Raw genomic sequence first — 25407 nt, forward strand, 5'->3', positions numbered from 1 at the left:
TGGGCTGATGCCTGAACTGCCGGACTTACTGCTCGCCCCGGATCGAATTACCCGAACCGGGTTTTTCTTCCATCTGGAGCTTGAATATCTCACCCGCAGCTTCAAGCTCGACCGTCATGCCTTCGATCGACTTGATCGTGAAGCTCTGAAACTTCTGGCCGACCTGAACAAACTGCCCGTTGATGACGGCGATTGATCCGGCGCGGCCCTTCATCACTGTCTGGAGTTTGAGCTCCTGTGCTTCAGCGGCGAGCTTTTTACGCGCACCGTTTTCACGCACCGGGGCTGCGGTCTGCTGATTGGCAGCCGCTTCAGGTTCCCGTGCCTGCTCCATAGCAAAGGGATTTTTCTTAACGTAGTCGATAGGAACCTGACGCTGACTCGGATCACTGGCGAACATCGCGATGATCGAGTTGGTGTCCTTGAAAAGCGCGTTGAGGTTGTTCTTTGCAAGGGGATCATCGGGAGCGAGGCCGGCAGGCTGCGCGAGCTTCGCCAATGCCTGCTCGATCTTCGCTTCGACCTCTTTGGCGTTGGCGTTGTTCACATTCCCCTGGCTGAAGCGCATGAGGTATAGCCCGCCGCTGGCGACGATCAGAACACCCAGCAGCAGCAGCGTGCCGTGACTGATCGACCGCTTCGGCTTGGTCTCGAAGTCAAGATCGCTGGCTTCGGGCAGACCTTCCGGGCCGACGATACCACCCATGAGGGACATCTGCCTGGCCTCTTCCGCTGGTGCGGCTTCGCCTGACTCGTTCAAGTTTTCATCGCTGGTATTGAGCTTCACAACCGGCCCTTTCCTGGATCGTCACCGCGGTTCTGTGCTTCAAAGAAGATGCTGAGCACAAAATCAGCCTGCATCTGCCCCTCCTGTGGAGGAATCTTTTTGACCGTCATTTGCGGCATCCGTGTGATGCGCTTGAGCTTTTCAAGGTCGAGCAGGAAGCTGTAAAAGCCATCGAAGTCGCCGAGTATCGTCAGACGAATCGGCAGCTCCGAGTAGCCGGCGGCGGGCACCGGCTTATCCGTGCGGATGCTCTTGGGTGTCAGATTGTGACGCGCTGCGAGTTCCCACACCTGTTTGAGGATCACTTCCACCTCACGTTCAGCGGGCAACTTCTGCTCAAAGACTTGAATGGCTTCGCTGAGCTTGTCAATCTCCACGCCCAGATCAGCAATGTTCCGTGTCGCAGCTTCAAGCTGTTCGAGCTTGGCCTGCTTCTGTTTCACCTCACGGCGAGCCTCGTTGATCTGCTTGTTACGCGGCTCAAAGACAAAGAAATAGGATGCTGCGGGCAGAGCCAGCAGCACCAGCAGAAAGAGCATTTCTCGCATTCCGAATCGCATGGCTTTGGTCCTTTGTGTGATCCCAGAACGACAGCACCGCCGCGAATACCGTCTCTCAGTCGGAGATCTGCACACCCAACGGGAGCGTTGGCGTGGGCTTGGCGAGTTTGCCCGATTCATCCACCACGATGGTGTCACCCAACGGGTCGCGCTGCTTGGCGTCACGCTTAACCATCATGGGCTGGATCTTCTGGAGATCGATCCCCTGATTGATCTTCAATTCCACGCGGAACTTCCGCATGGTTTCGTCTTCAACTTTCACTTCCTCGCTGTAAGCAAGGTTCAGGTCGATAAAGAGCGGCGAGCGACCCAGCGCTGACATGAATTGCGCCACCTGCACATCCGTCGGCGCGACACCGATGAGACTCAGCGTCACTTCCGTCTGCTTCACCTCCGGCTGAGGATGAGCTTTTTTCGCGGCTTCCGCCTTCTTTTCCTCGCGGGCTTTTTCCATCGAAGTCGCCGGCTGAGCATCGACCCGCACGACCTTGGTCTCAAAGCTCGCCTCGATCAGGCTCACGTTCGAGGGCATGTTGTTAATCAGTTCCGAGAAAATAAGCGTTCGCGGTACGCGCTCGAGCAGACTCGAAGTCACACGGGCCTTCTGAATCATCTCCTCTTTGCGCTGCCGAAGCTGATCGAGTTGTTCAAGCCGCTTGGCGGCTGTCTCGAAACGGCTGTTGACCTGCGCCTGGAGTGACTGCACCTCGGTGCGCTGACGGTTGGTCACGTAATAGGCTGCCACCACAGCACCCATGACCAGCACGAACATCGTCAAGCTGAAGATATTCGTGCGCTGTTGCGCCTTGCGCTCGAGGTAATCTTCGGGAAGGAAACTGGAGTTCGCCATATACAGGCTCCGGAATCATGAGAGCGGCAGTCGAGGAATAGTTCTGCCGCGATTGTTCTTCACCCTTTATTGCCGGGTTCTTCACTGAGGCACAGCCCCAGCGGTACAGCCCATCCCGGTTGAGGTTGATTGATGTCCACCCCTTTGCCCGGACCGGCCTGATTAACACGCAGCAGTCGAGCTAATGGATCACCCAGTTGTGCGCCGATGCGCAGTGACCTGGCGATTTTCTGACAGGTACCCACATGCCGGGCTTCACCGCCAAGAAAGACGAGTTTCTCAATGGTGCGGCCGGGGAACAGACTCTGGTGATACCGCACACAGAGTTGAAGCTCATCAATGAGGCAATCAAGTGTGTCGCTGGCAACGTCTGCTTGCGCAGCCGGTGCGGATCGCGGAGCGGGTGCCGCATCGGGTAAAGCGCCTGACGCCTTTCGCTCAGCAGCGATCTGGGTGTCGATGAGGGCAAACGCACCACCCGTCGGATCACCGCCACCGACAGCCACTGGTTCGGGCACAGGCTGTGCAGCAGGCAACGCTTTACCGCCCGCCTCGTTGTACCTCGCTGCGCGAGCGTCCATGAAACTTGTGTTGTCACGTTTGGCGCGTTCGCGGGTGAGGTGATCGCCCGCAGCGTGAATGGTCTTGGCGAATACCATCTGTCCGCCGTGCGCGATGATGACTTTGGTCGCCGCCCCGCCGATGTCGATGAAACACGTCGTGCGTTCCTCAGCACGATTGGCCGCGTAAAGGTGGCCGAATGCTTTGAGGATTGCCAGCGGCTCACAGGTCATGCTGACGACATCGAGTTTTGCCCGCTGGGCACTCTCAACATGTCGCATGACAGCATCACGGCTGGCTGCAAAGCAGATGACTTCCTGCTTAGGGGAGCCGTCACGCACAACCTGGCAGACATCAAAATGACGGATGACCATGCGAGACGGATCGACATTGAGCCGTTGCCGAAGCTGAAGGCCAATCTGAGCATCGAAGTCTTCGTGTTCGACTCGCGCAATCTGAAGATGGGTCGCCAGCGTGTGATACGCGGGGATCGAGAGGATCGCCCGATTACCTTTGAACGGCTGGGACTTGAGCAGTGACTTGAGAGCTTCGACAAAGAATGCGTAACGTGCTGTCGGGTCCAGTCTCGCGTGCTCAGGGATTTCCGCACTGGCCGCGGTAATGACCTGCGGCGGATCGCTGGGAATGACCTGAAGCAGTTTGATCGAGTCTGCGCCGAAATCCACCGCGATCGGCGAGTAGCGGGTTTTGCTCCATCCAAATGCCATTGACAATGCCACCTCCGTGCCGCTGCAAGTGCTCCGGGGCACCGCACACGCACCGCGTCCGGGTTGGGCCTCTACACAGCCTGCTGTGGAACATCGACGATTACACGGGCTTGGTTTAGAGAGAGGCGGCGAATCCTGAAATTACTTTTGGATCGGTTATGCCAAATGAAACACTGATATGACGTCAAAAATTCAGGATATTTTGGGGGCTAAAAAACCCCAGGCAGTGTCGGGGGAGTTGCTGCCTGGGGCGAGTTCTCGGGCTGAGTCGGGGGGAGAATTCAACCCGAGATTGGGGGTCATATTGGAATATTCCTGAGGCGATTGGCGGGGCACAGATCTCAAACTAGTCGCCCCAGGATTTATTGGCGGCTAATGTTAGCCGGACTGCCTACGACTAATCAAGGCTTTCTGATGCGTTTGCCGCACTATTTTCAACTATTTTTGGGTAGTCCTCTGTCCAGGTGAGGCTCCGCCGACCTGTCGGCTACCATACCGGCCATGCATGACTTGACTCCCAGTCGAATTGTCACGGAGCTTGACCGTTACATCATCGGCCAGGCCGCAGCCAAGCGGGCCGTCGCCGTCGCCATTCGTAACCGCTGGCGGCGACGACAGCTCGGCGCATCCATGGCTCGTGAGATTTACCCCAAAAACATCATCCTCATCGGCCCCACCGGGGTGGGTAAAACCGAAATCGCCCGACGCATGGCCCAGCTTACCGGTGCCCCCTTCCTTAAGGTTGAAGCCAGCAAGTTCACCGAGGTGGGATACCACGGACGGGATGTCGAATCCATGGTCCGCGATCTACTCGAACAGGGCATCGCCATGGTTCGCGCTGAGCAAAGCAAGCTCGTCGCTCAGCGAGCTCAGCAGGCAGTCCGCGATCGAATCCTCGATTTGCTGTTACCGCTGGGTACTTCGGATTCCGATGATGCCGTCCCATCCCCCGCCCGTCAGCGACTGGCGGAACAGCTCGATGCCGGCTCACTGGAAACACGTCAGATCGAGTTGACAATTACTCGCCGCTCCTCGCCATCGGCCATGTTCGCAAACATGGGTCTCGATCAGATGGACCCGGAGATGGCTAACGTCTTTGACCGGCTTATGCCCGAACAGGTTAAACGTCGGCGTGTGACCATCGCTGAAGCCCGACGTATTCTCGCAGAACAGGAAACCGAAAAACTTGTCGATCAGGAAAAGCTCATCGCCGAGGCCATCACCCGCACCGAACAGGATGGCATCATCTTCCTCGACGAGATCGACAAGATCGCGGCTCCGTCAGGGAAAGCCAACAACGGCGGCGGGCCGGATGTCTCCCGGCAAGGTGTGCAGCGCGACCTGCTGCCGATCGTCGAAGGCTCCGCAGTCAGCACTCGTCACGGCGTGGTGAACACGGACCACATCCTTTTCATCGCGGCTGGTGCTTTTCACATGGCGGCTGTCAGTGATCTAATGCCCGAACTTCAGGGACGCTTTCCTGTCCGTGTCGAGCTTTCCGCACTTGGGCGCGACGAGTTCGTCCGCATCCTCACGGAACCCGGCAATGCTCTGACACGCCAACAACAATCGCTGCTGGCGGTCGAGGGGATCGATGTCGAGTTTGAACCGCGAGCGATCGAAGCCATGGCGGATCTGGCTGCGAAAGCCAATTCCAAACTCGAAAACATTGGCGCCCGTCGGTTGATGACCATCGTCGAAAAGCTCTTTGAGCAGGTGAACTTTGAAGCACCCGAAATGGCTGCACGCGGCGAGACCAGACTCGTAGTCACGCCGGACATGGTCTCCCGTCATGTCGGCTCGTATCTGAAGGATCAGGGGGTGAGCCGTTTTGCTCTCTAAACGGCTGGCTCACTTACCCCGAAGCGATCAAGAAGATTGCGTAAGCGTTTGGATGACTACACCGATATAATAATAAATGTTCGTTTGCCGCAGATTTTCAGGACTCGCTTCCATGCGATCATTTGTCATCGACCAATACGATCCGGTTGCAGGAGACAAGGCTCCGCTGTGCGGCAACAAGTCGTGTGGAAGACCAAGCTCGACAGCGAGGCGCAGCTCCGCTGGCAACCCGCGCGTAAGCGGATTCACGCTCATTGAGCTGCTTGTAGTCATCTCGATTATCGCATTGCTGATTGCGATGCTTTTACCTGTATTGCGTAACGCCAGGGATGCGGGTAAGCAACTGGTGTGCGCATCGAACATGAGGCAGGTAGCGACGGCAGCACTGGCTTACACCAACGAATACAAAGAACAACTACCGCCGTTCACCGACAACGGCGGTCCGCCATGGTATGCGCGATACATCTACCTGGTGCTCTCGCCGTACGTAGGTTTCGACTGGCAATCCGAATGGGCGACGACCGCCAGATTCCTGGCGTGGCGTAAAGGACGCAACGTCTATTGGTGCCCGGGAATTTCGCCCGATGAGCAGGACTCCCGCTTCCTCGACGGCAGCATCTGGACGTATTACTACTCGACCTATGGCTACAACCTCAACATCTCCCCGGATTACAACGTCAAGTTTCGGAAAATCACCGAATACTCCGGGCATGAATCATCGAGCGTGCTCTTTTACGAATGGCGCATCAAACAACTCAGCGAGGGCGGGGTCTTTTTGTGGGATCCCTACATCTCATCCCCAGTGGTTCAGATGAACCTTTGGTCGCAGTTCATTATTGACAAGCCCGCACACAATGGACGGAACTATTTCAGTTTCATGGACGGCCATGTACAGGGAGTCAAAACCCGTCTCACCTACAGCGACTACATCACCAACGAAATGCGCTGGCTGCCGTAGCGTTTGATCCTCTCTGCATCCGGCGCAGCGGATGCCGGTAATCTGTTAAAACTTCTCCATGTCATCCTCCGCCATCGACTGGCTCATCCTCACCGCCGCGAACGCCGCCCAGGCGCGAGGCTACACCGCGCAGCTACGCCAGAGAGAACAAACCGGAACACTTGGTGCGATCTCGAAATGGAAAGTGATCGCCGACCCGCATGGCCGACGAGTCGGGTCGGGAGGTTCGACGCTCTGGGTGCTCCATGAGGTCGCACAAGCTCTGCTCGGCAACCATCGTAATCCTCGTACACTGACCGACCTCTTCATTGGCAAGCGCATCATCGTCATCCATTCCGGGGGCGACAGTCGGCGACTGGCTGCCTATGCGGCGCAAGGAAAAGTATTCACTCCCCTGCCCTGTGAGGTGGAAGGCCAGCCTGCGACACTCTTTGACCTCATCGTTAAAAATCTCGCCTCGTTACCCGTCCCACAACGCGGGCAGGTTTTGCTGGCCGCAGGCGATGTGCTGCTGACTTTCGATCCGTTCGCGGTGCGATTCGACCTGCCCGGCGTGGTGGGTGTCGCTTATCCCGGCCCGATCGAGCGCGGCAGCAGACATGGCGTTTACGTCGCTGATGCTGACGGTCGTGTCGTTGATTTTCTGCAAAAGCCTGATGCTGCGACTGCGCGATCGCGTGGCGCACTTGATAGCGTTGGTCGCCTGCTCGTGGATACCGGGCTGGTAAGCCTTGATCCCCAAACGACCGCTCACTGGCTCCGCGCCGCGGGTGTTGTGCTCAAGAGCAGCAAGTCCCCTCAACATCCCAATCAATCTGCTCGCGGACGACGCAAATATCGTCCTCTCCAGCCAACCTCATCAACCGCGAAATCGGATGCACCAAGTCAACTCGTCATTCACCTCGGACTCCTCCGCGACATACTCGATGGACGGACTCCCGCGATCGACCTTTATGAGCAGGTACTCATCGCGATTCCAGCCAGACAGAAACGCAATCTTTATCTCGATTCCGTCTCAAAACCGCTCGACTCCCCTGCTGCGCATCGAGCGCATCAGCAGCGGCTTGCGCGACTGCACCAGCACCTTCACGGCAGGCCGTTTCACGTCAACGTCCTGCCATGGTGCGACTTTTTTCACATCGGTTCGATGCGTGAAATGCTCGCGAACGTCAACGTCCTTGGTCGCACCGCAACTGAGTACGGCTTCCAACATTTCAGCCATGCTGTCGTTGCCGATCGCGCATCACTCGAAGGAGCGTTTGTCTATAACAGCCTGCTGGCCAACCCGCGCACACGCACCGGGCGGAGCGTGCTGCTCGAAGCGGTAGATGCGCAATGTCCGGTCACACTGGCGGGTCGCAATCTCGTTGTGGGATGGCCTGCCGAGGCAAAAACACCGCTGAAATTACCCGAAGGCTGGGGCCTCGTCTGCCTGCCCTTGAGCCGTGGCGCGTCGAATCGCTCCCCTTCATGGGCTGTCGCGCTCATGGGTGTGGATGACGACTTCAAAACGCCTGTTGGTTTTGAGCAAAGTCTCTCGCAACTCGCTGCACAGGCCAATACCGCCACCTTCGGCAACCGTCCTTTATCCGAGTTCATGGCCAGTCACAACCTCACCATCAACGATCTCTGGCCGGGTGAGCCTCAATCACGACGAACGCTCTGGGAGGCCAGGCTCTGGTGCGTCGGTCCGATCGATCAGGTGTTGAAGCAGACACTATGGATGTGCAACAGCCATACAGAGCGATCATCCATGCCGCGAAATTGGCTGCGTGAGCGACGGATGAGCATGGAGGAGTTGATCCGCTGCGTCGATCATGGACGATTGCTCAATCATCGAGCTGATATCCAGCGGAAGGTCGCGCTGGCGCATGTCGGTCGAAGGCTGGTCGAAAATACCATGCTCCCCGCGCAGGACGTACTCAACCTGATACGTGACAAGGGTGAAGCACGATGCGTCCTGACCGAAATCGACTCACTCCTGCGAAATCGGCCAGCGGCGGAGCACGCGCGATTTTTCAAGCTCAGTGAAATGGTGCGTCGGGAATATCCGCGAGCAACCGCCCCGCCTTCACTACGCGGCGATCTTCCTCTTGCTGCGTCAGATGCCATCGCCCGAGCCGTGGCGCAGCACATCGAGTTGCCCCAGCAGCCAAGCAAGGCGGCTATCCTCCCCGATCAAGCGGTATGGGTCACGACACCCGTGCGCATCGATCTTTCCGGCGGCTGGTCCGACACCCCGCCGATCTGTACCGAGCTTGGCGGTGCGGTTGTCAATGCCGCGATTATGCTCAACGGCCAATATCCCGTGCAGGTCATGGCGAAGCTGCGTGAGGAGCCGGCCATCGTGCTTAACAGCATCGATCTGGGGCGGTCAGTTCGTCTCACCGATGCTGCCGCGATCCAGCGGTATCAGGATCCCACCGACTGGGCCGCCTTACCCAAAGCGGCACTCATCCTTGCCGGCATCTGCCCGCGGCAGGGAGGCGACCTCAAACGCTGGCTGAAAAAACTCGGCGGAGGACTTGATATCACTCTTTTCTCCGCACTACCCAAGGGTTCGGGGCTGGGTACCAGCTCCGTCCTCGGCGCAGCCATGCTCGCAGGCCTCGCCCGCGTCGTCGGGGAATCGCTCACCAGCGAACAACTCATCGCCCGCACCAGTCTGCTCGAACAATTCATGACCACTGGCGGCGGGTGGCAGGATCAGGTCGGCGGCATCACGCCCGGCGTCAAGCTGATTCGCACCCATTCAGGAGCCGATCAATCGCCGAGCCTGCACTGGACGGTCTTCGACACTGGCCCAACCAGTCCGTTTCACGGACGGTTGCTGCTTTATTACACCGGCTACCGCCGTCTGGCGCGGAACATCCTGCGCAATGTCGTGGGGCGATACCTCGCACGCGATCCGCAGGCAGTGCGGATCATTCATGAACTGAAGGACGCCGCCGAACAGATGAAGATGGACCTCGATTCACAGAATCTCGAAGCAGTCGGCCGAGGAGTCGAAAGATACTGGGAGCTTAAAAAACGATTAGATCCCGGCTCGACAAATCCGCAGATCGAATCCCTGCTTCGCCCCATTCAGCGTGACCTGATCGGCAAGGTACTGCCGGGAGCAGGCGGCGGCGGCTTTGTCTTCATGGTCGCCAGGGATACGAGTGCCGCCCAGCGCGTGCGCCGTGTGCTTGATGCGACCCCGCCGAATCCACTGGCGCGTTTTTTTGACTTCAATGTCGATGCGCAAGGTCTGCGGGTGACGGTCCTCTGATCTGTCGCTGCTTCAATCCCCCCTCTCGCTGATCGTGACTCATTCTCCTTGTTCAGCAGAGCGTATTGGCAAATAAAAAGGCTCGGCGATTTGGATGCGCCGAGCCTTTGAGAAATTATCTTTTCAACCGATCAGGCTGAGCGACGACGTGTTGCCGCCATCACAGCAGCACCGACGCCGAAGATACCCAGAGCCGCCGTCAGAGGTTCGGGCACAGCATTGCCGGGGGTTTGCCCCTGACGAAGCGTGTTGGGGAACAGACCCGAAGCGGAGTAGGTAGTCGTTCCTGCCGGACCTTCGTAGGCCGTCTCGACGCTGTTAGCGAAGTTCAGATCGACCGACACGTTCTGTTGCGAGGCGTCGAGTTGTACCAGCGTTTCAAGGTTGAGCACCCAATCGAAATCGCCATTGGGGTTGAAGGTCGCAAACACCTTGGTCGGCGTGACCGCATCGACCGCCAGAATGTGCGCCGGATCGATGTCGTAAGGAGTGACCGCCGAGCCGAAGTACCAGTATTCGTTGGCGATGCGGGAAGCGACAAACTGGGCGTTCAGCGCGGTGTATTCCGCGTATGTCCGGGTGCCGAAGTCAAATGTCTCCAACTCGCGGAGGAGGCTAAGCCCACCGGGCTGGAACGCCTGGAAGCTCAGAAATGCAAAGACATTATTTTTGGTCTGCCCTGGGCTGTAATCCACGGGGTCGGGCAAGCCGGCCGGAACATCGGAGATGCCGGTGACCGACATACCAAACTGAACCGTATCGCCCGCAGTCCAAAGGAACGGTGCGTTATTCGAATAGGTGGTGAAACTGTCCGCGAAGCGCACCTGACTGCGCGATGATCCGTTACGGACACCAACAGGCATCACCGCGCTGCCCGCCACATCAGAGCCAAAGGATAAAAATGACCTTGACTTGAGAACTCCGTCAGCCAGTGATGCACGGGCGAAGACGTTGTCAGAGGTTGGTTTGATGGCGTAGCCACCCGACCCGTTGTTGTAGGCGAGATTCTGGCTGCTGCTCGCCGAAAGTTGTAACGCCGCACCCGTCGCGTCAAACGCATCGTCAGGTGTCGGATCAACGATAGACGAGTAGGAGTTGATCGTCGCGGAAGTGAAGGTTTCCACCGAAGGCGACGACGTCGCCCATGACGCCGATGTCAACGATAACCCTACCGTTAAACCCAATGCAATAGCGGATCGCATTCTCTATCCTCCATAAAAGGGATGTTAAACCGTCAAAAGACGAGGCGGCCAATAGACCATCCTGAGGCTGAATTGTCAATCAAATCTATTTTTTCGTTCAAATTCCAGCGACAATACGGCCGCAGTTCTATTAACCACCGCAAGATCATCAGGAATAAACCACCAAACCAATTATCACGATTTGATTCAGCAAACATTACGAAGTTTCGACATCGTTTTTGCGTCCGGAATACCTGTCGAAGAGGCATGACCAGGCAAAAGGCCGTTCCCCCTCAGCCAAGAGTGCAGTCTTTGCACGCACTTTTACTTCTGCCTGTCGAGCAAGCGATAACCAACCGCTTCGGCGACGTGATGAGATTCAATATCTATCCGGTCTTCGAGGTCTGCGATCGTCCGCGCGACGCGACGGACCTTGTCATACGCACGGGCGGAAAGTCCCAGTTCCGTCATCGCCTGCTTGAGTAATTCCTGACCTGATGCGTCAAGCTTGGCGTAGCGGTCCAGTTCCTTGCCCGACAATCCGGAATTGGGGCGGGTCGCGCTGCCGTTTCGTTTTACCTGTGTCTGACGCGCAGCCATCACACGGCTTCTCATCGTCGCTGAGTCTGTGCCTCGCGTTTCGCCCATGAGTTGACGATGCGGCACAGCCGGAACTTCAACGTGAATATCAATGCGGTCAATCAACGGCCCGCTGAGTCGGGCGAGATATTTATCCATTGCCTTCTGCTCGAACGCATCCTGCGGTTTGCCGCCCTTGGGTGTCGGATTCATCGCTGCGACAAGTTGAAACCGAGCTGGAAAGCGGATCGAACTATGCGCCCGCGCGATAGTCACGCAGCCGTCTTCGAGAGGCTGACGGAGCGTCTCAAGCACTGATCGTGGAAACTCCGGCATCTCATCCAGAAAAAGCACGCCATGATGCGACAGGCTCACCTCACCGGGCCGTGGAATGGTTCCGCCTCCTATGACCGCGATGGTGCTGGCGGTGTGGTGCGGGGTGCGTACAGGTCGCTGCACCATCAGCGATTGTCCCTTGGGTACCTGCCCCACGCATGAATAAATCCGCGTGACCTCAAGGGCTTCATCTCGTGAAAGCAACGGCAGGATCCCCGGCAGAGCCTTGGCCATCATGGTCTTGCCGGTGCCTGCCGGGCCGATCATCAAAATATTGTGCGACCCGGCAGCGGCGATCATCATCGCACGCTTCGCTGCCTCCTGACCCCGGATATCAGCAAAATCCACCGGCGTAGGATGGCTCGCAAGCGTAGCCTCGAAATCCACCGGCGGTTGCGGCTCGATCTCGTGCGTACCGTTGAGATAACCCACGACCGACGTGAGTGTGTCAGCGGGAATCACCTCGATGCCGCCGACGGCAGCAGCTTCACTCGCGTTATCCATTGGTACGACGATTCCTCGCATCTCCAGCTTGTGCGCAAGGATCGCCAGGTTAATCACGCCATTGACCGGCCGAAGTCTGCCGTCGAGTGCCAACTCGCCTGCGAAAAGCAATCGCTTATGCGCTTCGGTTTGAATCGCCTGTTCCGCCAGCAACAGTCCGACAGCGATGGGCAGATCGAAACTTGGCCCCTCTTTACGGATGTCCGCCGGCGCAAGGTTCACGAGCATTCGCGTCATGGGAAACGGGAAGCCCGAATTCATGATCGCTGACCGCACACGGTCGAGTGATTCTTTCACCGCGGCGTCAGGCAGACCGACGATGGCCGTTCTGGCGAGACCTCGATCCGCGACATCCACTTCGACTTCACAACGGATCGGATCAATGCCTTGCAGAACAAAGCTGTGGACCTGGGCCAGCATGTGCGAGAGTGTACCCGTATAAAAGTGAAAACTACGCTTGACCTGCTGCGTCCGACTCCGACAGGGATGACGCGCCGTGGTGCGTACCTGACGTCCTCATCATTTCAGATTTACAAAACACTTCTCCGGCTCAACCGTGTGTTTTGCGATGCCGATCTCGACAAGCTGCTTGCTCAACTCGATCCAGCGTTCCTTACTCATCGAACCCAGCCCATGCTCAGCGGTTTCCTGATTTTCAATGAGCGGCTTCTGGGCCTCGGCAGCCTGGGCGAATGTTTTGAGATCCATATTCGGGTTCAGTTTGGCCATCATTTCATTGGCGGGGGCGGGATTATCGAGGTACGCCCGCCACCCCTCCGCCAATGCCGCAGCGAATCTCGCAGCAATCTCGTGATTTTTCTTCAAGAACTCACCACGTGTCACCACCACCGCTGTATATGGATTGAACCCCGTGTCGGCAATGAGAAAGACCTTAGGCTTTGCGCCTTGTTGCTTGGCCGCGACCGGTTCGGAGAAAACAAAGCACTGCTGCACGTATGCGGGATTATTGAGAAACTGCGCCACCCCGCCGTCGTAGGCGATGAAGCGAATCTTGGACACGTCATATTTTTTCTCGAAGTATTTGACATAAGCGATCTCAGGTTGGACCGCGATGTCTCCGCCAGCCGCCAGAAGTTCGGGAATCGATCCGGCGGGATTGCTGTCGTGAACCATGATGCCTTGCGGTGAAGTCTGATAGGTGGCAAAGATCGCTACCAGATCGTCGCCCTGAAGTCGGAAGTTAATCACCTCATCGGCGGCTGCGATGCCCATATCAACACGTCCGCTGGTGACCAATTGCACCGCTGGGACGTTGGGCCCGCCCTGAAGGATCGTCACTTCCAGGCCATACTTTTTGAAGATGCCGGCCCGCTCGGCTTCATAGATCCCGCCAAACTCCGGTTCAGGAAACCAGTTGAGCTGGAGACTGACCTTATCTAACGTCGCAGCCGGAGACGCTGAATCGGTGACGGTAGGCGGCTCCGCGTTGTAATCACAGCCCATCAGCAGCAGGCTGCCTATCAATGAGGCAGCGACGAAGCAATGCTTGAGTAATGTCATGTGAAGTTCCGATTGGGTTGAGGACCGTTTGGATCACGATAGCAGCGGCTATTCCCGCTCCTGTGCCGATGCATGCCAGCGACGCAGCAGAAGATATCCCGTGAGGTTCACGGTTCCAAACAAGACCAGACCGAGCAGGGACGCCATCACCACCGCGGCAAAGAGATAATCAGTGCGAGCCACCCGCGAGCTGCCCAGCACGATCATTCCCAGCCCCGCATCATGCCCAATGAAGCTCGCCACCGATTCACCGACGATCGTACCAATGACCGCCAACCCGGCAGCGATGCGCAAGCCGGTAAAAATACTCGGTAGTGCGGATGGAAGTTTGAGCTTGAAAAGTCGCGCCCAGGGTGAGGCACCGTAGAGTTTGAACATGTCATGCAATGCCGGGTCCACGGAACGCAGGCCGATGAGCGTGTTGGCGATCACGGGGAAAATCGACACCACCAGTGCCAGGACGATTACCGGCAGCTTGCCTGGCCCACACCAGACGAGTACCAGCGGCGCAATGGCGACCAGCGGCACGGTCTGGAGAAAAATGGTGAAGGGATAAAACGCCCTTTCCACCAGACGGCTGCTCGAAAGAAAAATCGCAGCAATCACACCGAGCAATCCTGCCAGCAGAAATCCTGCGATCGCCGCCTGCGCGCTAATCCATGCAGCACGCCATAACGGGGCCTGCGACTCTAAAAAAGCCTGCCACACCCGTAACGGGCCGGGAAGCATCGTCGGAGCGACACCGGACACGCGCACCACGATTTCCCACAGCACGATCGCGCCCAACAATGCAACGGCAGGCGGCAGGATGATCCGGGCTGCCTTCATCAAGCTCCTTCTCGTTCGAGTATTTTGTAAACCTTGGCTGTCCAGCGAGAAAAGGCCTGATCCTCGCGAAGCACATGAGTCCGTTCCCTCGGCAGGTCGAACCGCTCATCAGCCACAATCCGTGCCGGACGCTTTGACAACACAACCGCCCGCTGCGCGAGATACACAGCCTCGGTGATCGAATGCGTGACAAAGAGTACGGTCATATTCAGTCGGTTCCACAGATCACGAAGCTGCTCATCGAGTCGGTGGCGCGTCATTTCATCAAGGGCGGCAAAAGGCTCGTCAAGCAAAAGCAATCGCGGCTGTGTTACTAATGCCCGCGCCAGCGAGACACGCATCTTCATACCGCCGGAGAGTTGAGCGGGATATCGGCGGATCGCTTCGTTGAGACCGACCTCTGCGATCGCGCGTTGTGCGGCAGCTTCGCGCTGCACCTTATCAATACCTTGCAACTCTAATGGCAGCGCGACATTCCCAAGGACGTTACGCCAGGGTAATAATTGTGCATCCTGAAAAACGAATGCGAGGTCCGACCGCCCCGTCGTCGCGTCCATATGTCGGCCACCCAGCGAAACCGTTCCCTTCTGCGGCCGATCCAGACCCGCTACAAGACGGAGCAACGTGGACTTACCACAACCCGAAGGCCCCAGCAATGCCACGAACTCACCGGAGTTGACTTCAAGATTGATGCCCTGAAAAGCCACAGTCTGGTCATCAAACCGCCGCTCGACATCGCGCAGCGTGACGCCGATACCACCCTTATTAGTTATGGACTCGTCCCCGGGCATGTGAGTGATATTGTTGTGAAGCGTCATAAGAACACAACCGACATACCTGACTTACAGCAGAATGTCTTCGTTTCACAAGACTTCCCCACAGCCATCGGGGATTCACCACTTCCGCAGCCTCCGCACTTCATACGTGTGCTCTCCCAGGCCGATACCACGGCGAAGCGTATAGACCGGCAAATGCGGCGGACAGAAAAGACGGAACGGCAGATTCACCTCCCCCAGGCCGCGTGACACCGCCGCAAGCGTGTTTTGATGTCGAAAGATTCCGCTGGTTAAACTCAGCGGCAGATCGGATGAATTGCGCAGCGCGAATCCTCCCGGTAGTCGGCACTGACCGCCATGCGTGTGACCACAGAACATGATGTCAACCCCCAGATCACCCGCGGCAGGCAGGAACGTATGCATATGAGCGAGCATGAGACGCAGCAGCGGTCGCTCCGATGATGATGTGGCCGACTTCGCATGCCAGTCGCAGACCAGGCGGGTCACATCAGTCAGGTGACCGCGATCCATATCCAGGCCGAGCAATTCGATTCCAAGCTCCGGCATCACATGTGATTCATTGACCAGCCATTTGACGGGTAGATTTTTTGCCATTGTTCGGAACTCAAGCGTGTCATGATTTCCGAAGACGCCGTAGATGCCGTGCGGCGGACGCAGGCCGCGGGTAATCTGCTCCATCTGCGTCATGGCGACCTGCTCATCGCCGGAGTAACTCATGTAGTCGCCGGTAAAAAAAATCAGGTCAGGACGACAAAGTGCCAGTTCCTTAATGATCCGCTGATGTCTCTGACGAGGACGCTCGATATGCAGGTCGGTCAGGTGGGCGATGCGCAGACCTTCGAGCGAGGCAGGCAAATTCGAGAAGGCCAGATCGAAATGTTCAATGAGTCGCGGAACGGCGTATTACTCGCGTAATTAAAGGATTCAGAAACAATAGGCCTGACCGTCAGATAACCCCTCGCGGATCAAAACCCCTTGTCAGCATCGACCAAATATCCTAAGTTTATGCAGGGTACAATGGTTACACACCCACGGCGGATACTGGCCCAGTGCCACGGTCGCCGCTAAAAGCCACCCACGCACCGCAAGGAGCAAGTCATGGCAAAGATGTTTTACACAATCGAAGAAACCGCTGAGAAGCTCAAACTCAGCACCGATCAGGTGCGCGAGATGGCGACCTCCGGCAAGCTCCAGCAGTTCCGTGACCGTGACAAACTCATGTTCAAGCGCGAACAGGTGGACAACCTCGCCGGCGGTGAGAGCGACCCTAATGACGAAAGCTCCATCCCCCTGGCCAGTAGCGGCGACACCGATGCCATCAGCCTCACCGATGAAAAACCTCCTCGCAAGGAAGACCCGCGACAGGCGACCGGCGTGAGCGTGTTCGATTCCAGCGAAGTGGAACATGCCGACCCGATGGCACAGACGCAGGTCACAACTCCGATCGCGGATCAGGAGCAACTCGCGCTGGAGAGCGTCGGCTCAGGCAGCGGTCTGCTCGATCTGACCCGCGAGAGCGACGACACCAGTCTCGGCGCTGAACTGCTGGATGAAATCTATCCGGGCGGCGAAGGCGGCGGCGCAGCCAAGGGTGCTTCGGTACCCGGGTCATCAGGTGTATTCGACGGCGCGATCGCGCTGGAATCCGGTGCCAGCGGTTTGGAAAACCTGCAACCCAACGACACTGCTCAGGTCGCCATGGTGAACATGACGCCTGAAGAAGAGGTGTACGATCCAGCAGGCAGCGGCATGACTACCGGCGCACTGCTGGTGGCCACTTTCATTTTGATCGTCGGACTCTTCCTGGCATCTTCGGCGGTTGTCGATGTACCCAGCAAGATCACCGCGGCAATGGCTGGAGCCAACGTCCTGGTGTATGCCGGCATCGCGATCGTGGTAGCACTGGTCTTCGCGGCAGCGGGCTTCTTCATCGGCAAGACGCAAAAGTAAGAACTTCACCTGCCGGTTCAGAATTTATCCGCCAACCTATTTCGCTTCGATCAGGTGATAGGCAAAGGCATCCGTAAGCGCCTGCCACGCAGCGTCCACGATATTCTCATTGACACCGATCGTCGTGAAATAATCCGCCGGAACTACCTGGCCGTTTTTTCGCACGGCAAACTCGATAATGACGCGCACCTTCGCTGCTGACTCGGCAGTCGGGTTTACCACGCGAACCTTAAAGTCGCGTAGGTGGACCAACTTGAGCTGCGGGTAATGCGGCTCCAGACATCGTCGCAGCGCACCATCCAGAGCGTTGACCGGTCCGTCCCCTTCCGCCACCTGATGTTCGATCTTGCCGTTGACTTCCAGCTTCACCGTGCTTTCGGTCGTCGGATTTCCGCCGTCACTCTTGGCGATTACACATCGGTATTGATGCAGCTTCCAGAAGGCGGGCCGCTTACCGAGTTCCTCATATAGAAGCAGCTCGAAACTCGCGCGTGCTGCCTCGAATTGATAACCCTGATGCTCAAGATCCTGCACACGCTGGAGCACTTTACGCTGGACAGCCTTGTCGTCTTCGATGGAAAACTTTTTCCCCAGCGTCGCCACGATATTGCTTGCACCGGAAAGCTCACTGACGAGCACCCGTCGAGAATTGCCAACCTTTTCAGGCGGTACGTGCTCATAGCTGTGCGCCAATCGCTGCACTGCGTGGACGTGCATTCCGCCCTTGTGCGCAAAGGCAGCACTACCGACGAACGGTTGATACGGCACCAGACTGAGGTTGGCCAGTTCGTAAACAAACCGGCTCGTATCTGTGAGTCGTTCGAGCGACTGCCCATGAAGGCACCTGTAGCGGTCGTGAAGTTTGAGATTGATGTTGGCGATGACGGTAGTCAGATCCACGTTGCCGCAGCGTTCACCGATGCCATTGATAGTTCCCTGAACCTGGACACAGCCGGCTTCGACCGCAGCTAGTGAGTTGGCAACAGCAAGCCCCGAATCGTTGTGACAATGGATGCCCAGCCTCGTATGTCGGGCCTCCGGGTTTGTCTTAAGAAATTTCTCAACTTCCGAGACAGCTTTCGCGATCCACGAAGGAAGCGATCCGCCGTTGGTGTCACAGAGGACGATTCGAGAAGCACCCCCTTCGAGCGCAGCCGCGAGAGTCTGCAAGGCGTATTCACGATTAGCGCGGAATCCGTCGAAAAAGTGTTCCGCATCGTAAAAAACCTCACGACCAGCGCTCTTACAAAACGCCAGCGATTCCCGGATCATGGCAAGGTTTTCATCACGGGTGATGCGCAATATTTCATCCACGTGCAGATCCCACGTCTTGCCGACAATGGTGACCACGGGAGATTTCGCATCAACCAGAGCCTTCATTCCCGGATCATCATCGGGCGAGATACCCTTTCGGCGTGTCATGCCAAAGGCACAGATTTTCGCGCAGGAAAAAGTAAGCTTCCGCACCTCGTCAAAAAAAGCTGCGTCTTTGGGGTTCGACAAGGGATAGCCGCCCTCGATGTAGTCCACTCCCAGAGCGTCGAGATGCTGAGCGATCTTGAGCTTATCCACCAGACTCAGGGCAACGCCTTCACCCTGCGTACCGTCGCGTAGAGTCGTGTCATAGATCTCGATGTGACGGGGCGGAGCGGCTTCGGCAGTCATGGGGGAATGCTCAGGCTGCGTTTTCGAGGTCGTCATAAAAACTCCTTCATCATGCTTCACTGATACTCGCCGAATTGTTTGAATCGTGAAATTGTCAGCAAGAATAAAAAAACCCTGCCAAGGCAGGGTCTAGTGTCGATCAAATGCGATCACAGGCCCTGCCGGTCAAGGGTTGCTCCCAATAATCATGATGGTAATCAGGGCCAAGTTCACGGGGATATTGTACCCGCCCCGGCCGGCGGAGCAAAGCAGCGGCGCATTAAGGCCGTCCGTCAGGCTGGCGATGGTGCAAAAGCAACGGATCACTTTTGCGTCGGGTATCGCTTTTCCTACAATGCCCACTCGCACTGGTCTGCCGCGCCGATCGGGAATGATCGGCGTCCCTAAGCGAGGATCGCATGCCCGTACCGACGGAAACGTTTTGGAATATTAAGAAGCTCAACATCGTGTTTGCCGTGACGGCAGTGTTGCTCCTGGGCTCGATGCTCTGGATGCTCAAAGCCGACCACGAAAAGCCTTGGCGTGGTTATCAGGACGACGCCAAAACGTGGGAAGTCGCAATGAACCGCGACGCCGCGAAGAACGCGATGAACGCCGACCAGAAGGCGGAACTCGCCGAGCGCAAGCACGAGCTGGCGTTGTTACAGGCACAGAAGCCGGACGAGGAGCTAACACAGCTTCAGAAAGATCTGGATACTCAGGAACGGGATAAAGCCACGCTAGACCTGCCCATGCGCAAGGACAAAGGCGAGCTGACTCCCCTGACTCAGGTCTATGAGAAAGCGCGGCTTGCTTACGGCGAAGACTCTCCCCAATCCAAAGATGCCTTCAAAGCCCTTCAGAAAAAGCAGAGTGAGTACGACCAGAAGTTTGCGAGGATGTCCGAGATTGATCTGGCAATCGAAGAACTGAGCCAGAAGATCGCAAACAAGCAGTCGGAAATCGCATCAAATAAAAAACGTATCGATGACCTGGAGCGAACAACCACCACTCTTCAGGAAAAAATCGACAAGCTAGAGCCGGACACGCTCGGTAAAAAGTTCACGGAAAAATTTCGAAACGCGCCGCTGTCCGACTGGTTCAATCCTGACCAGAAGGTCCAGCAGGTCGTCGTTCCTGACGTGCGTACTGACCTGAACTTCCTCACGGTCGAGACGATCGATCGATGCCAGACCTGCCACGTCAACATCGACAATCCCAAGTTCGAGGAATCGACGCTGATCGGATTTGTCGAACGTCAGCTGGCGATCAGCGGCGGTCAGGCGGTGAACGAACTCGACCAGCCGCTGGTGATGACCGGTTTCTGGAAGCGTGCGATTGACGTGCTCGGAGAGCAGGCGCAGACCAAAGCTAAAGCAGCACGGGAAAAGGCACTGACCGCGATCAACGATTTGCTGTCCGCGCAGGGTGGGAAAGCCATCGACGACGCAGGCCTGGATGCCTTTGTTGAAAATTCAGGACAGGCAGCACTTGGCGCCCAACCGGTGCCCGGCAGCGAACCACGCCTGCCTGAGAATGCCACGGATGCTCAAAAGGCGGAACACCAGAAGGCTCACGCCGAGTGGGAAAGCCGAAATAAGGCACTTGCTGCGTGGAATACTGCACGAGATCAATTCCGTGCCCGCCAGCGTCAGGCCGTTCTCTATATAGAGGACCTCAAGCGGATCGTCCGCGAGGAAGCGGGAGCGGAGCAATCCAAGGAAGTTCGTGGGTTGTACCGCCACGCATTGGTTGACGCCTATAACGTGCAGCGGAAAAAGGCTGGCTTATCACCCGTCAGTGCCAGCTCGGTGTTGCTGGCTCACCCACGGCTTGATCTCTATGCCGAAGCTGAATCAAAGCACCCGATGAAGACGATGGGTTGCACCGTCTGCCATGAAGGGTCGGGACAGGAGACGCAATTCGAGCATACCGCCCATTCGCCACGCGACATCTGGGTGGATGCAACAACCGGTGCGCCGGTCCCCGCATTCCTGCTCAAGAGCGACAAACACGCGCCAGGCAACGGAAAGGACGACGCCAAAGTTGCCGACCACGGCACTGCAACGGTAACGCTGGCGTCCGCGAAAGCTGGTGAGACTCACGACAACATCGCGGCATCTCAGCAGGACGCGCATGCTGGTGGTAACGGATCGTCTGGTCACGGCGTCTCCACTCATCAGGACATCAAGCTCACCGACCCGAATAATCCGGCTCCCTTTGCACCCGAGGAGCCGCACCACGACAGCGAAGCGATCTACACAAGCATCGCCACCGACGCATCAGGCACCCGACAGGCGATCACGCAGGAGGAATACTGGACTCGCAAGTACGGCTGGGCAGAGGTCCATTACATGCACTGGGAAAAGCCGATGAACACGCTCGACTACATCGAGTCGAGCTGCTCACGCTGCCACAGTGAGGTCTTTGATATTCGTGACGACGCGCCCCGGCTCTTTGAAGGACGCAGACTCTTTGCACAACTTGGCTGCGCCAACTGCCACCTTGTCGAGCAGATCGGACATTCACTCGATCTGAAGAAAGTCGGGCCGAGCCTCGCGCATTTGCACGACAAACTTTCGCCGGAGATGACCGCCAGTTGGATCTGGTCACCTCGCGCATTTCGCCCGATGACGCGGATGCCGCATTTCTTTATGCTTGAGAACAATTCAAGCCCGATCGACATCCTGCGCACGCGAACAGAAGTCGCAGCGATTACCTACTACCTCCTCAATGAACCGCTGGGCTATGAGACGACACTGCATGACTTGCAGAAAAAGAAGCAGCAGTTGCAAGCTGAGCTTTCTCAGCCGATGGATGAAGGCACGCGCAAGCTCAAGCTCGGCGATGCAGCCAAGCTTAACGACGAGCTGAAGGAAACCGCTCATCTTGTGGCGCTGAATACCTACAACCCCGAAAAACCACCGGCGACCGAAGGCGACGTGGCAAAAGGCCGTGAGCTGTTCACCAGCGTCGGGTGCATGGCGTGCCACACCAATATGGCGGAGCAAGGCGAGACGATGATCGTCGAAGATCTCGTCAAGCGCAGCGGCTTAGGCGTGAAGGAAGCAAAGTCAAAATACACCTCGATGAGCTATAACCAGCGACACTGGTACGCGCTGGAGCATCTAAGCGAAAAGCTTATGCTCGTCGGGCCGGAGCTTTCAGGTGTCGGCACCAAGCTCAAAGCTGGACGAACCAGCGAGCAGGCTCGCGCATGGACCTACGACTGGGTACGGAATCCGCGTCACTACTCGTCCTACACGATCATGCCCAGCTTCCGCCTGTCGGAAGAAGAGGCAAATGATCTGACGGCCTATCTGCTCTCGCTGGAGAGACCTGACTACAAGCCGGAAAACTTCCTGGCTTTGGACGATTCGGGAAAGACGATGCTCACGGAGCTGGTTGCCGGCCTCAAATCAGGGCAGGTAACGACCGCGTATGCCCGTGATATTCTCGCAGGCAAAGTCGCTGACCCTGCCGTCCCCAACAGCACAGCTCATGCATGGAGCGATGAGGAAAAGCTTCACTTCCTTGGCAAGAAGATGATCACCCATTACGGGTGTAACAGTTGCCACCAGATCAATGGGCTGGAGAACGCAACCTCACCCTGCGCTCAGCTGGATGATTGGGGTGTCAAAGATCCTCATAAGCTCGACTTCGGCTATTTCGACCACGCATTCGACCAGCAGCGGGAGAAACCGCAGCCAGTCTGGAAGGTGGATCATGAAGGTCTCGGCTCCGATGCGCCGCAGATTTCGTACCACGACACGCAAGGACCAGAAGCCAGGATCCACCTCAAGGAGCTGGCGTGGGAGCACATGCAACTGGAGCGGCGGCCGTGGCTCTATAACAAGCTTCACAACACACGTGTTTATGACCGGGGTCGTGAATCGCTCGAAAGCCGTTTCCCCACCGTAGATGCTGCGGTTGCTGCCATGAAGAAAGGCGAAACCGACACGGTCGGCAAGCCCTATGACAAGATCAAGATGCCCAAGTTCTTCCTCAAGGATGAGGAAGTGCGTTCGCTGGTGACGTTCGTCACCAGTTTGCGCAAGCCTTTGGTATCCGACGCCATCGCAAAGAAGACCTATTCCGACGCCAAGATGCGGGTCGCCAGAGGCCGCCAGCTTGCGACGTTGTACAACTGCTATGGCTGTCACGAAATCGACGGCAACGCCATTCACATTCAGGACCTCTTGCCCATCCACAATGCCGACGGCACGGTGGATCTGACCAAGATGACCGACTTCGCCCCGCCGCGTTTGGTGGGTGAAGGTGCGAGAACTCAGCCGGAGTGGCTGCACAAGTTCCTGCTCAACGTCCATCTGATCCGTCCGTGGCTGAAAGTCCGCATGCCCAGCTTTGCACTGCACGACACCAGTGTCGGGTTGACGGCCACCGCGACATCACCGAGTGCCAAAGATCATGCGGCCTACCTGGTGGAGTATTTCGGAGGAGACTCTGAAATGCTCGGTGCCCGTATCGCGGCTTTGACCGCGCCTATCGAGGCATATCAACGCACCAATCCGAACTCTGATTGGTTTGCAGAGGACTCGCTGGCTCCGGCTGTCAAGCGGCTCGAACACCTGGCGCTCGAAGCGAGGTTGGCGAAACCCGCCGACTTCGATGAACGCTTATCGACCCTTGAAGATCGACGGGTGAAGTGGAAGACGTTGATGTACGCCTTCAACTTCCTGCGCAATACGTATCAGACTTCTTATCCGTTCCCTGGCGGCCCGCCTCCAAGCCCGACGCCAGATAGTTTCGAACGAGGCAGGCAGCTATTCGTCGCGTTGAACTGCCAGCTTTGTCACACGCTGGGTGATCCCGATGTGCTGGCAAAACTTGCGAAGTTGAACGCAGCATCCGCTCCGCCTGTGCCGACCGAGGAAGAAGAAGATCCCTACGGCGACTCAGGTGACAGCGGCGGATCAAAGGCGGCAGATCAGGGTGAGGAGGAAGACCCCTACGGCGACGACTCCTCGAGCAGCGAGGAACTAACACCCTACCTCAAGCTCTCCTCTCCCGAAGTGCCCACGGGACTCTACGCGCCCAACCTCATCGCGGTATCGCAACGCCTGCAATACAACTGGGTCTATCACTGGGTCCAGATACCACAATTCCTCATGCCCGGCACACGTATGTTGACCTTCTTCCCGGCGATTGATCCGATCTCCGGCAAGTTCTACGCGGCTGGTGAGCCGTCGTCGTATTTCCTCACGCAGCCGGAGGAAGCTAAGGAAAAGGCCCACGCACTGTTTGGCTCCACCGGCGATGAGCAGATCCGTCTCGTGCTCGACTTTGTGTATCAGGCGAGTCGGCAAAATTACACACCGGGCAGCGAACAGCTTTACGGAGCACCGCCAAAGGCGGATGAGGTGCTGCCTCCGTATAAGGATGTCGCGCCGGCACAGGGACCAAATCGCGAAGCAACGCCGATCATAATCCCGCCACAGAACGAGCAGACCGTGTCCGCGCCTGAGCCGACACCTGCTCAACCCAAGGCTGAGACACCTGCGCCAAGTCCTGCTTCGACTCCTGAAACCAAGACACCAGCCGTCCTCCAAAAGGAGGCCGCGACGTCTTCGATCGAACTCAATGAAGGCTCCGTGCCGTTCAAAGGTACGCGCGTCGTTGGCGTAATCTCAGCGGAGGGCCGCCAGCCTCCCCGTAAAAGACTTATCGTTACCGATGCCGCATGCGCCAAGATACATGGCAGCATTCTGACCGAGGACATCATTATCAATCCTGACAAGACTCTCCGTAATGCGGTGGTTTATGTGAAGGATGGCCTGCCTGCCGGTGCGAAGTTTGAGCCGGTCGGCTCGCCGGAGATGGATCAGGTGGGCTGCCAGTACCTGCCCCATGTGCAGGTGGTGATGGTGAACCAACCGCTGTTGGTTAAGAACGGAGACAATACACTCCACAATGTCCATACCAAGCCCAAGCTCAATAAGGAAATGAACATTCCGCAGACTGCTGGTGTCAGTGAAAAGCTCAAATTCACCAAGGCTGAAAACTCGATCCCCATCGGCTGCGATGTCCACCCCTGGATGAATGCCTGGGTCCATGTTTTCCCTCACCCCTTCGCGGCGGTGACAGACATGGAAGGCCGGTACGAAATCAAGGGGCTGCCTCCGGGGAAATACACGCTAGGCGTCATCCATGACGATAAGCGTGTAGCTCCGACTACGATTGAAGTAACCGTAGCCGCGGATCAATCGGTTCGTGCCGACGCGACGATGACGGTGAAATAATTTTGTGAACCAGCTTTGATTTGCAGTCCGCCCGTTGAGCGAGAGGAACATTTGCCCTAAAATAGTAACCCTTCACGTTTCAGGTGCAGGCCAGGATGCCTGCCCGCGTGGAAGCGACCGATTGTGGATGCTAAGATTGCTTTCCTACAGTCGCGACGTGTGTCGCCCCTGGCTGAATCCCGACGTCGAAAACTCAAAGTAAACCGACTGGACGTCCGGACCTTGAATCTCGTTTTGATTAAGAAGGAGT

The 25407-nt window shown here is 57.1% G+C and carries 16 protein-coding genes; 5 read left to right on the top strand and 11 right to left on the bottom strand.

The annotated features are described in order from the left end of the window. Positions 1-25: 25 nt before the first annotated feature. The 4 genes from IT444_09870 to pilM are packed head-to-tail and all read right to left on the bottom strand — an operon-like array spanning position 26 to position 3492. On the bottom strand, positions 26-787 hold the full coding sequence (locus IT444_09870; GenBank protein MCC7193072.1) for a hypothetical protein: 762 nt from the start codon (positions 785-787) through the stop codon (positions 26-28). Further along, positions 784-1347, bottom strand: a complete 564-nt coding sequence (pilO, locus tag IT444_09875; GenBank protein ID MCC7193073.1) for a type 4a pilus biogenesis protein PilO — start codon at positions 1345-1347, stop codon at positions 784-786. Before pilO ends, IT444_09870 begins: the two co-directional genes overlap by 4 nt. Positions 1348-1402: 55 nt before the next feature. Next, complete coding sequence (locus IT444_09880; protein MCC7193074.1) at positions 1403-2197, bottom strand: PilN domain-containing protein; 795 nt, start codon at positions 2195-2197, stop codon at positions 1403-1405. A 59-nt stretch (positions 2198-2256) separates the two neighbouring features. Further along, positions 2257-3492, bottom strand: coding sequence for a pilus assembly protein PilM (gene pilM / locus IT444_09885; GenBank protein ID MCC7193075.1), 1236 nt, complete (start codon positions 3490-3492; stop codon positions 2257-2259). A 495-nt stretch (positions 3493-3987) separates the two neighbouring features. On the opposite strand from pilM, the gene hslU reads away from it, so the two are divergent. The 3 genes from hslU to IT444_09900 all read left to right on the top strand — a co-directional run bounded on the left by hslU (position 3988) and on the right by IT444_09900 (position 9557). Continuing rightward, complete coding sequence (gene hslU, locus IT444_09890) at positions 3988-5328, top strand: ATP-dependent protease ATPase subunit HslU (protein MCC7193076.1); 1341 nt, start codon at positions 3988-3990, stop codon at positions 5326-5328. A gap of 112 nt (positions 5329-5440) precedes the next feature. After that, complete coding sequence (locus tag IT444_09895) at positions 5441-6286, top strand: type II secretion system protein (protein MCC7193077.1); 846 nt, start codon at positions 5441-5443, stop codon at positions 6284-6286. A gap of 58 nt (positions 6287-6344) precedes the next feature. After that, a complete protein-coding gene (locus tag IT444_09900; protein MCC7193078.1) occupies positions 6345-9557 on the top strand; it encodes a hypothetical protein in 3213 nt (1070 codons plus the stop codon). Positions 9558-9688: 131 nt separating this feature from the next. On the opposite strand, the gene IT444_09905 is transcribed toward IT444_09900, so the two are convergent. The 6 genes from IT444_09905 to IT444_09930 form a co-directional block, all read right to left on the bottom strand. Beyond that, positions 9689-10759 (bottom strand): hypothetical protein, encoded by a 1071-nt coding sequence (locus tag IT444_09905; protein ID MCC7193079.1) that lies wholly within the window; start codon positions 10757-10759, stop codon positions 9689-9691. Positions 10760-11062: 303 nt separating this feature from the next. Beyond that, entirely contained in the window at positions 11063-12577 is a 1515-nt protein-coding gene (locus tag IT444_09910; protein MCC7193080.1) for a YifB family Mg chelatase-like AAA ATPase, read from the bottom strand. A 99-nt stretch (positions 12578-12676) separates the two neighbouring features. Beyond that, positions 12677-13678, bottom strand: a complete 1002-nt coding sequence (locus IT444_09915) for an ABC transporter substrate-binding protein (protein MCC7193081.1) — start codon at positions 13676-13678, stop codon at positions 12677-12679. A gap of 48 nt (positions 13679-13726) precedes the next feature. Beyond that, positions 13727-14506, bottom strand: a complete 780-nt coding sequence (locus IT444_09920; GenBank protein ID MCC7193082.1) for an ABC transporter permease — start codon at positions 14504-14506, stop codon at positions 13727-13729. Further along, on the bottom strand, positions 14506-15324 hold the full coding sequence (locus IT444_09925) for an ABC transporter ATP-binding protein (GenBank protein ID MCC7193083.1): 819 nt from the start codon (positions 15322-15324) through the stop codon (positions 14506-14508). The genes IT444_09920 and IT444_09925 overlap by 1 nt, the downstream gene beginning before the upstream one ends. A 75-nt stretch (positions 15325-15399) precedes the next feature. Continuing rightward, the gene (locus tag IT444_09930) at positions 15400-16158 is read right to left on the bottom strand and encodes a metallophosphoesterase family protein (GenBank protein MCC7193084.1); all 759 of its coding nucleotides are present in this window, start codon (positions 16156-16158) and stop codon (positions 15400-15402) included. A gap of 243 nt (positions 16159-16401) precedes the next feature. Here IT444_09930 and IT444_09935 point away from each other — a divergent pair, with 243 nt between their 5' ends. Continuing rightward, positions 16402-17253 (top strand): helix-turn-helix domain-containing protein, encoded by an 852-nt coding sequence (locus tag IT444_09935; protein MCC7193085.1) that lies wholly within the window; start codon positions 16402-16404, stop codon positions 17251-17253. A 36-nt stretch (positions 17254-17289) separates the two neighbouring features. Here IT444_09935 and IT444_09940 read toward each other — a convergent pair whose 3' ends face one another. Beyond that, a complete protein-coding gene (locus tag IT444_09940; protein ID MCC7193086.1) occupies positions 17290-18918 on the bottom strand; it encodes a citramalate synthase in 1629 nt (542 codons plus the stop codon). A gap of 398 nt (positions 18919-19316) precedes the next feature. Here IT444_09940 and IT444_09945 point away from each other — a divergent pair, with 398 nt between their 5' ends. Further along, positions 19317-25157: a c-type cytochrome gene (locus IT444_09945; protein MCC7193087.1), complete on the top strand. Its 5841-nt coding sequence runs from the start codon at positions 19317-19319 to the stop codon at positions 25155-25157. Positions 25158-25407 lie beyond the last annotated feature (250 nt).

This window comes from Phycisphaeraceae bacterium, assembly GCA_020851465.1.
Classification (GTDB): Bacteria; Planctomycetota; Phycisphaerae; order Phycisphaerales; family Phycisphaeraceae; genus JADZCR01.

Bases quoted from the DNA above. Each gene is read 5' to 3' on its own strand.
- IT444_09940 (MCC7193086.1), bottom strand. From the start codon at position 18,918: ATGACTGCCGAAGCCGCTCCGCCCCGTCACATCGAGATCTATGACACG.
- IT444_09935 (MCC7193085.1), top strand. From the start codon at position 16,402: ATGGCAAAGATGTTTTACACAATCGAAGAAACCGCTGAGAAGCTCAAA.
- IT444_09880 (MCC7193074.1), bottom strand. From the start codon at position 2,197: ATGGCGAACTCCAGTTTCCTTCCCGAAGATTACCTCGAGCGCAAGGCG.
- IT444_09900 (MCC7193078.1), top strand. From the start codon at position 6,345: ATGTCATCCTCCGCCATCGACTGGCTCATCCTCACCGCCGCGAACGCC.
- pilO (MCC7193073.1), bottom strand. From the start codon at position 1,347: ATGCGATTCGGAATGCGAGAAATGCTCTTTCTGCTGGTGCTGCTGGCT.
- IT444_09910 (MCC7193080.1), bottom strand. From the start codon at position 12,577: ATGCTGGCCCAGGTCCACAGCTTTGTTCTGCAAGGCATTGATCCGATC.
- IT444_09920 (MCC7193082.1), bottom strand. From the start codon at position 14,506: ATGAAGGCAGCCCGGATCATCCTGCCGCCTGCCGTTGCATTGTTGGGC.
- hslU (MCC7193076.1), top strand. From the start codon at position 3,988: ATGCATGACTTGACTCCCAGTCGAATTGTCACGGAGCTTGACCGTTAC.
- IT444_09945 (MCC7193087.1), top strand. From the start codon at position 19,317: ATGCCCGTACCGACGGAAACGTTTTGGAATATTAAGAAGCTCAACATC.
- IT444_09895 (MCC7193077.1), top strand. From the start codon at position 5,441: ATGCGATCATTTGTCATCGACCAATACGATCCGGTTGCAGGAGACAAG.
- IT444_09925 (MCC7193083.1), bottom strand. From the start codon at position 15,324: ATGACGCTTCACAACAATATCACTCACATGCCCGGGGACGAGTCCATA.
- IT444_09915 (MCC7193081.1), bottom strand. From the start codon at position 13,678: ATGACATTACTCAAGCATTGCTTCGTCGCTGCCTCATTGATAGGCAGC.
- IT444_09905 (MCC7193079.1), bottom strand. From the start codon at position 10,759: ATGCGATCCGCTATTGCATTGGGTTTAACGGTAGGGTTATCGTTGACA.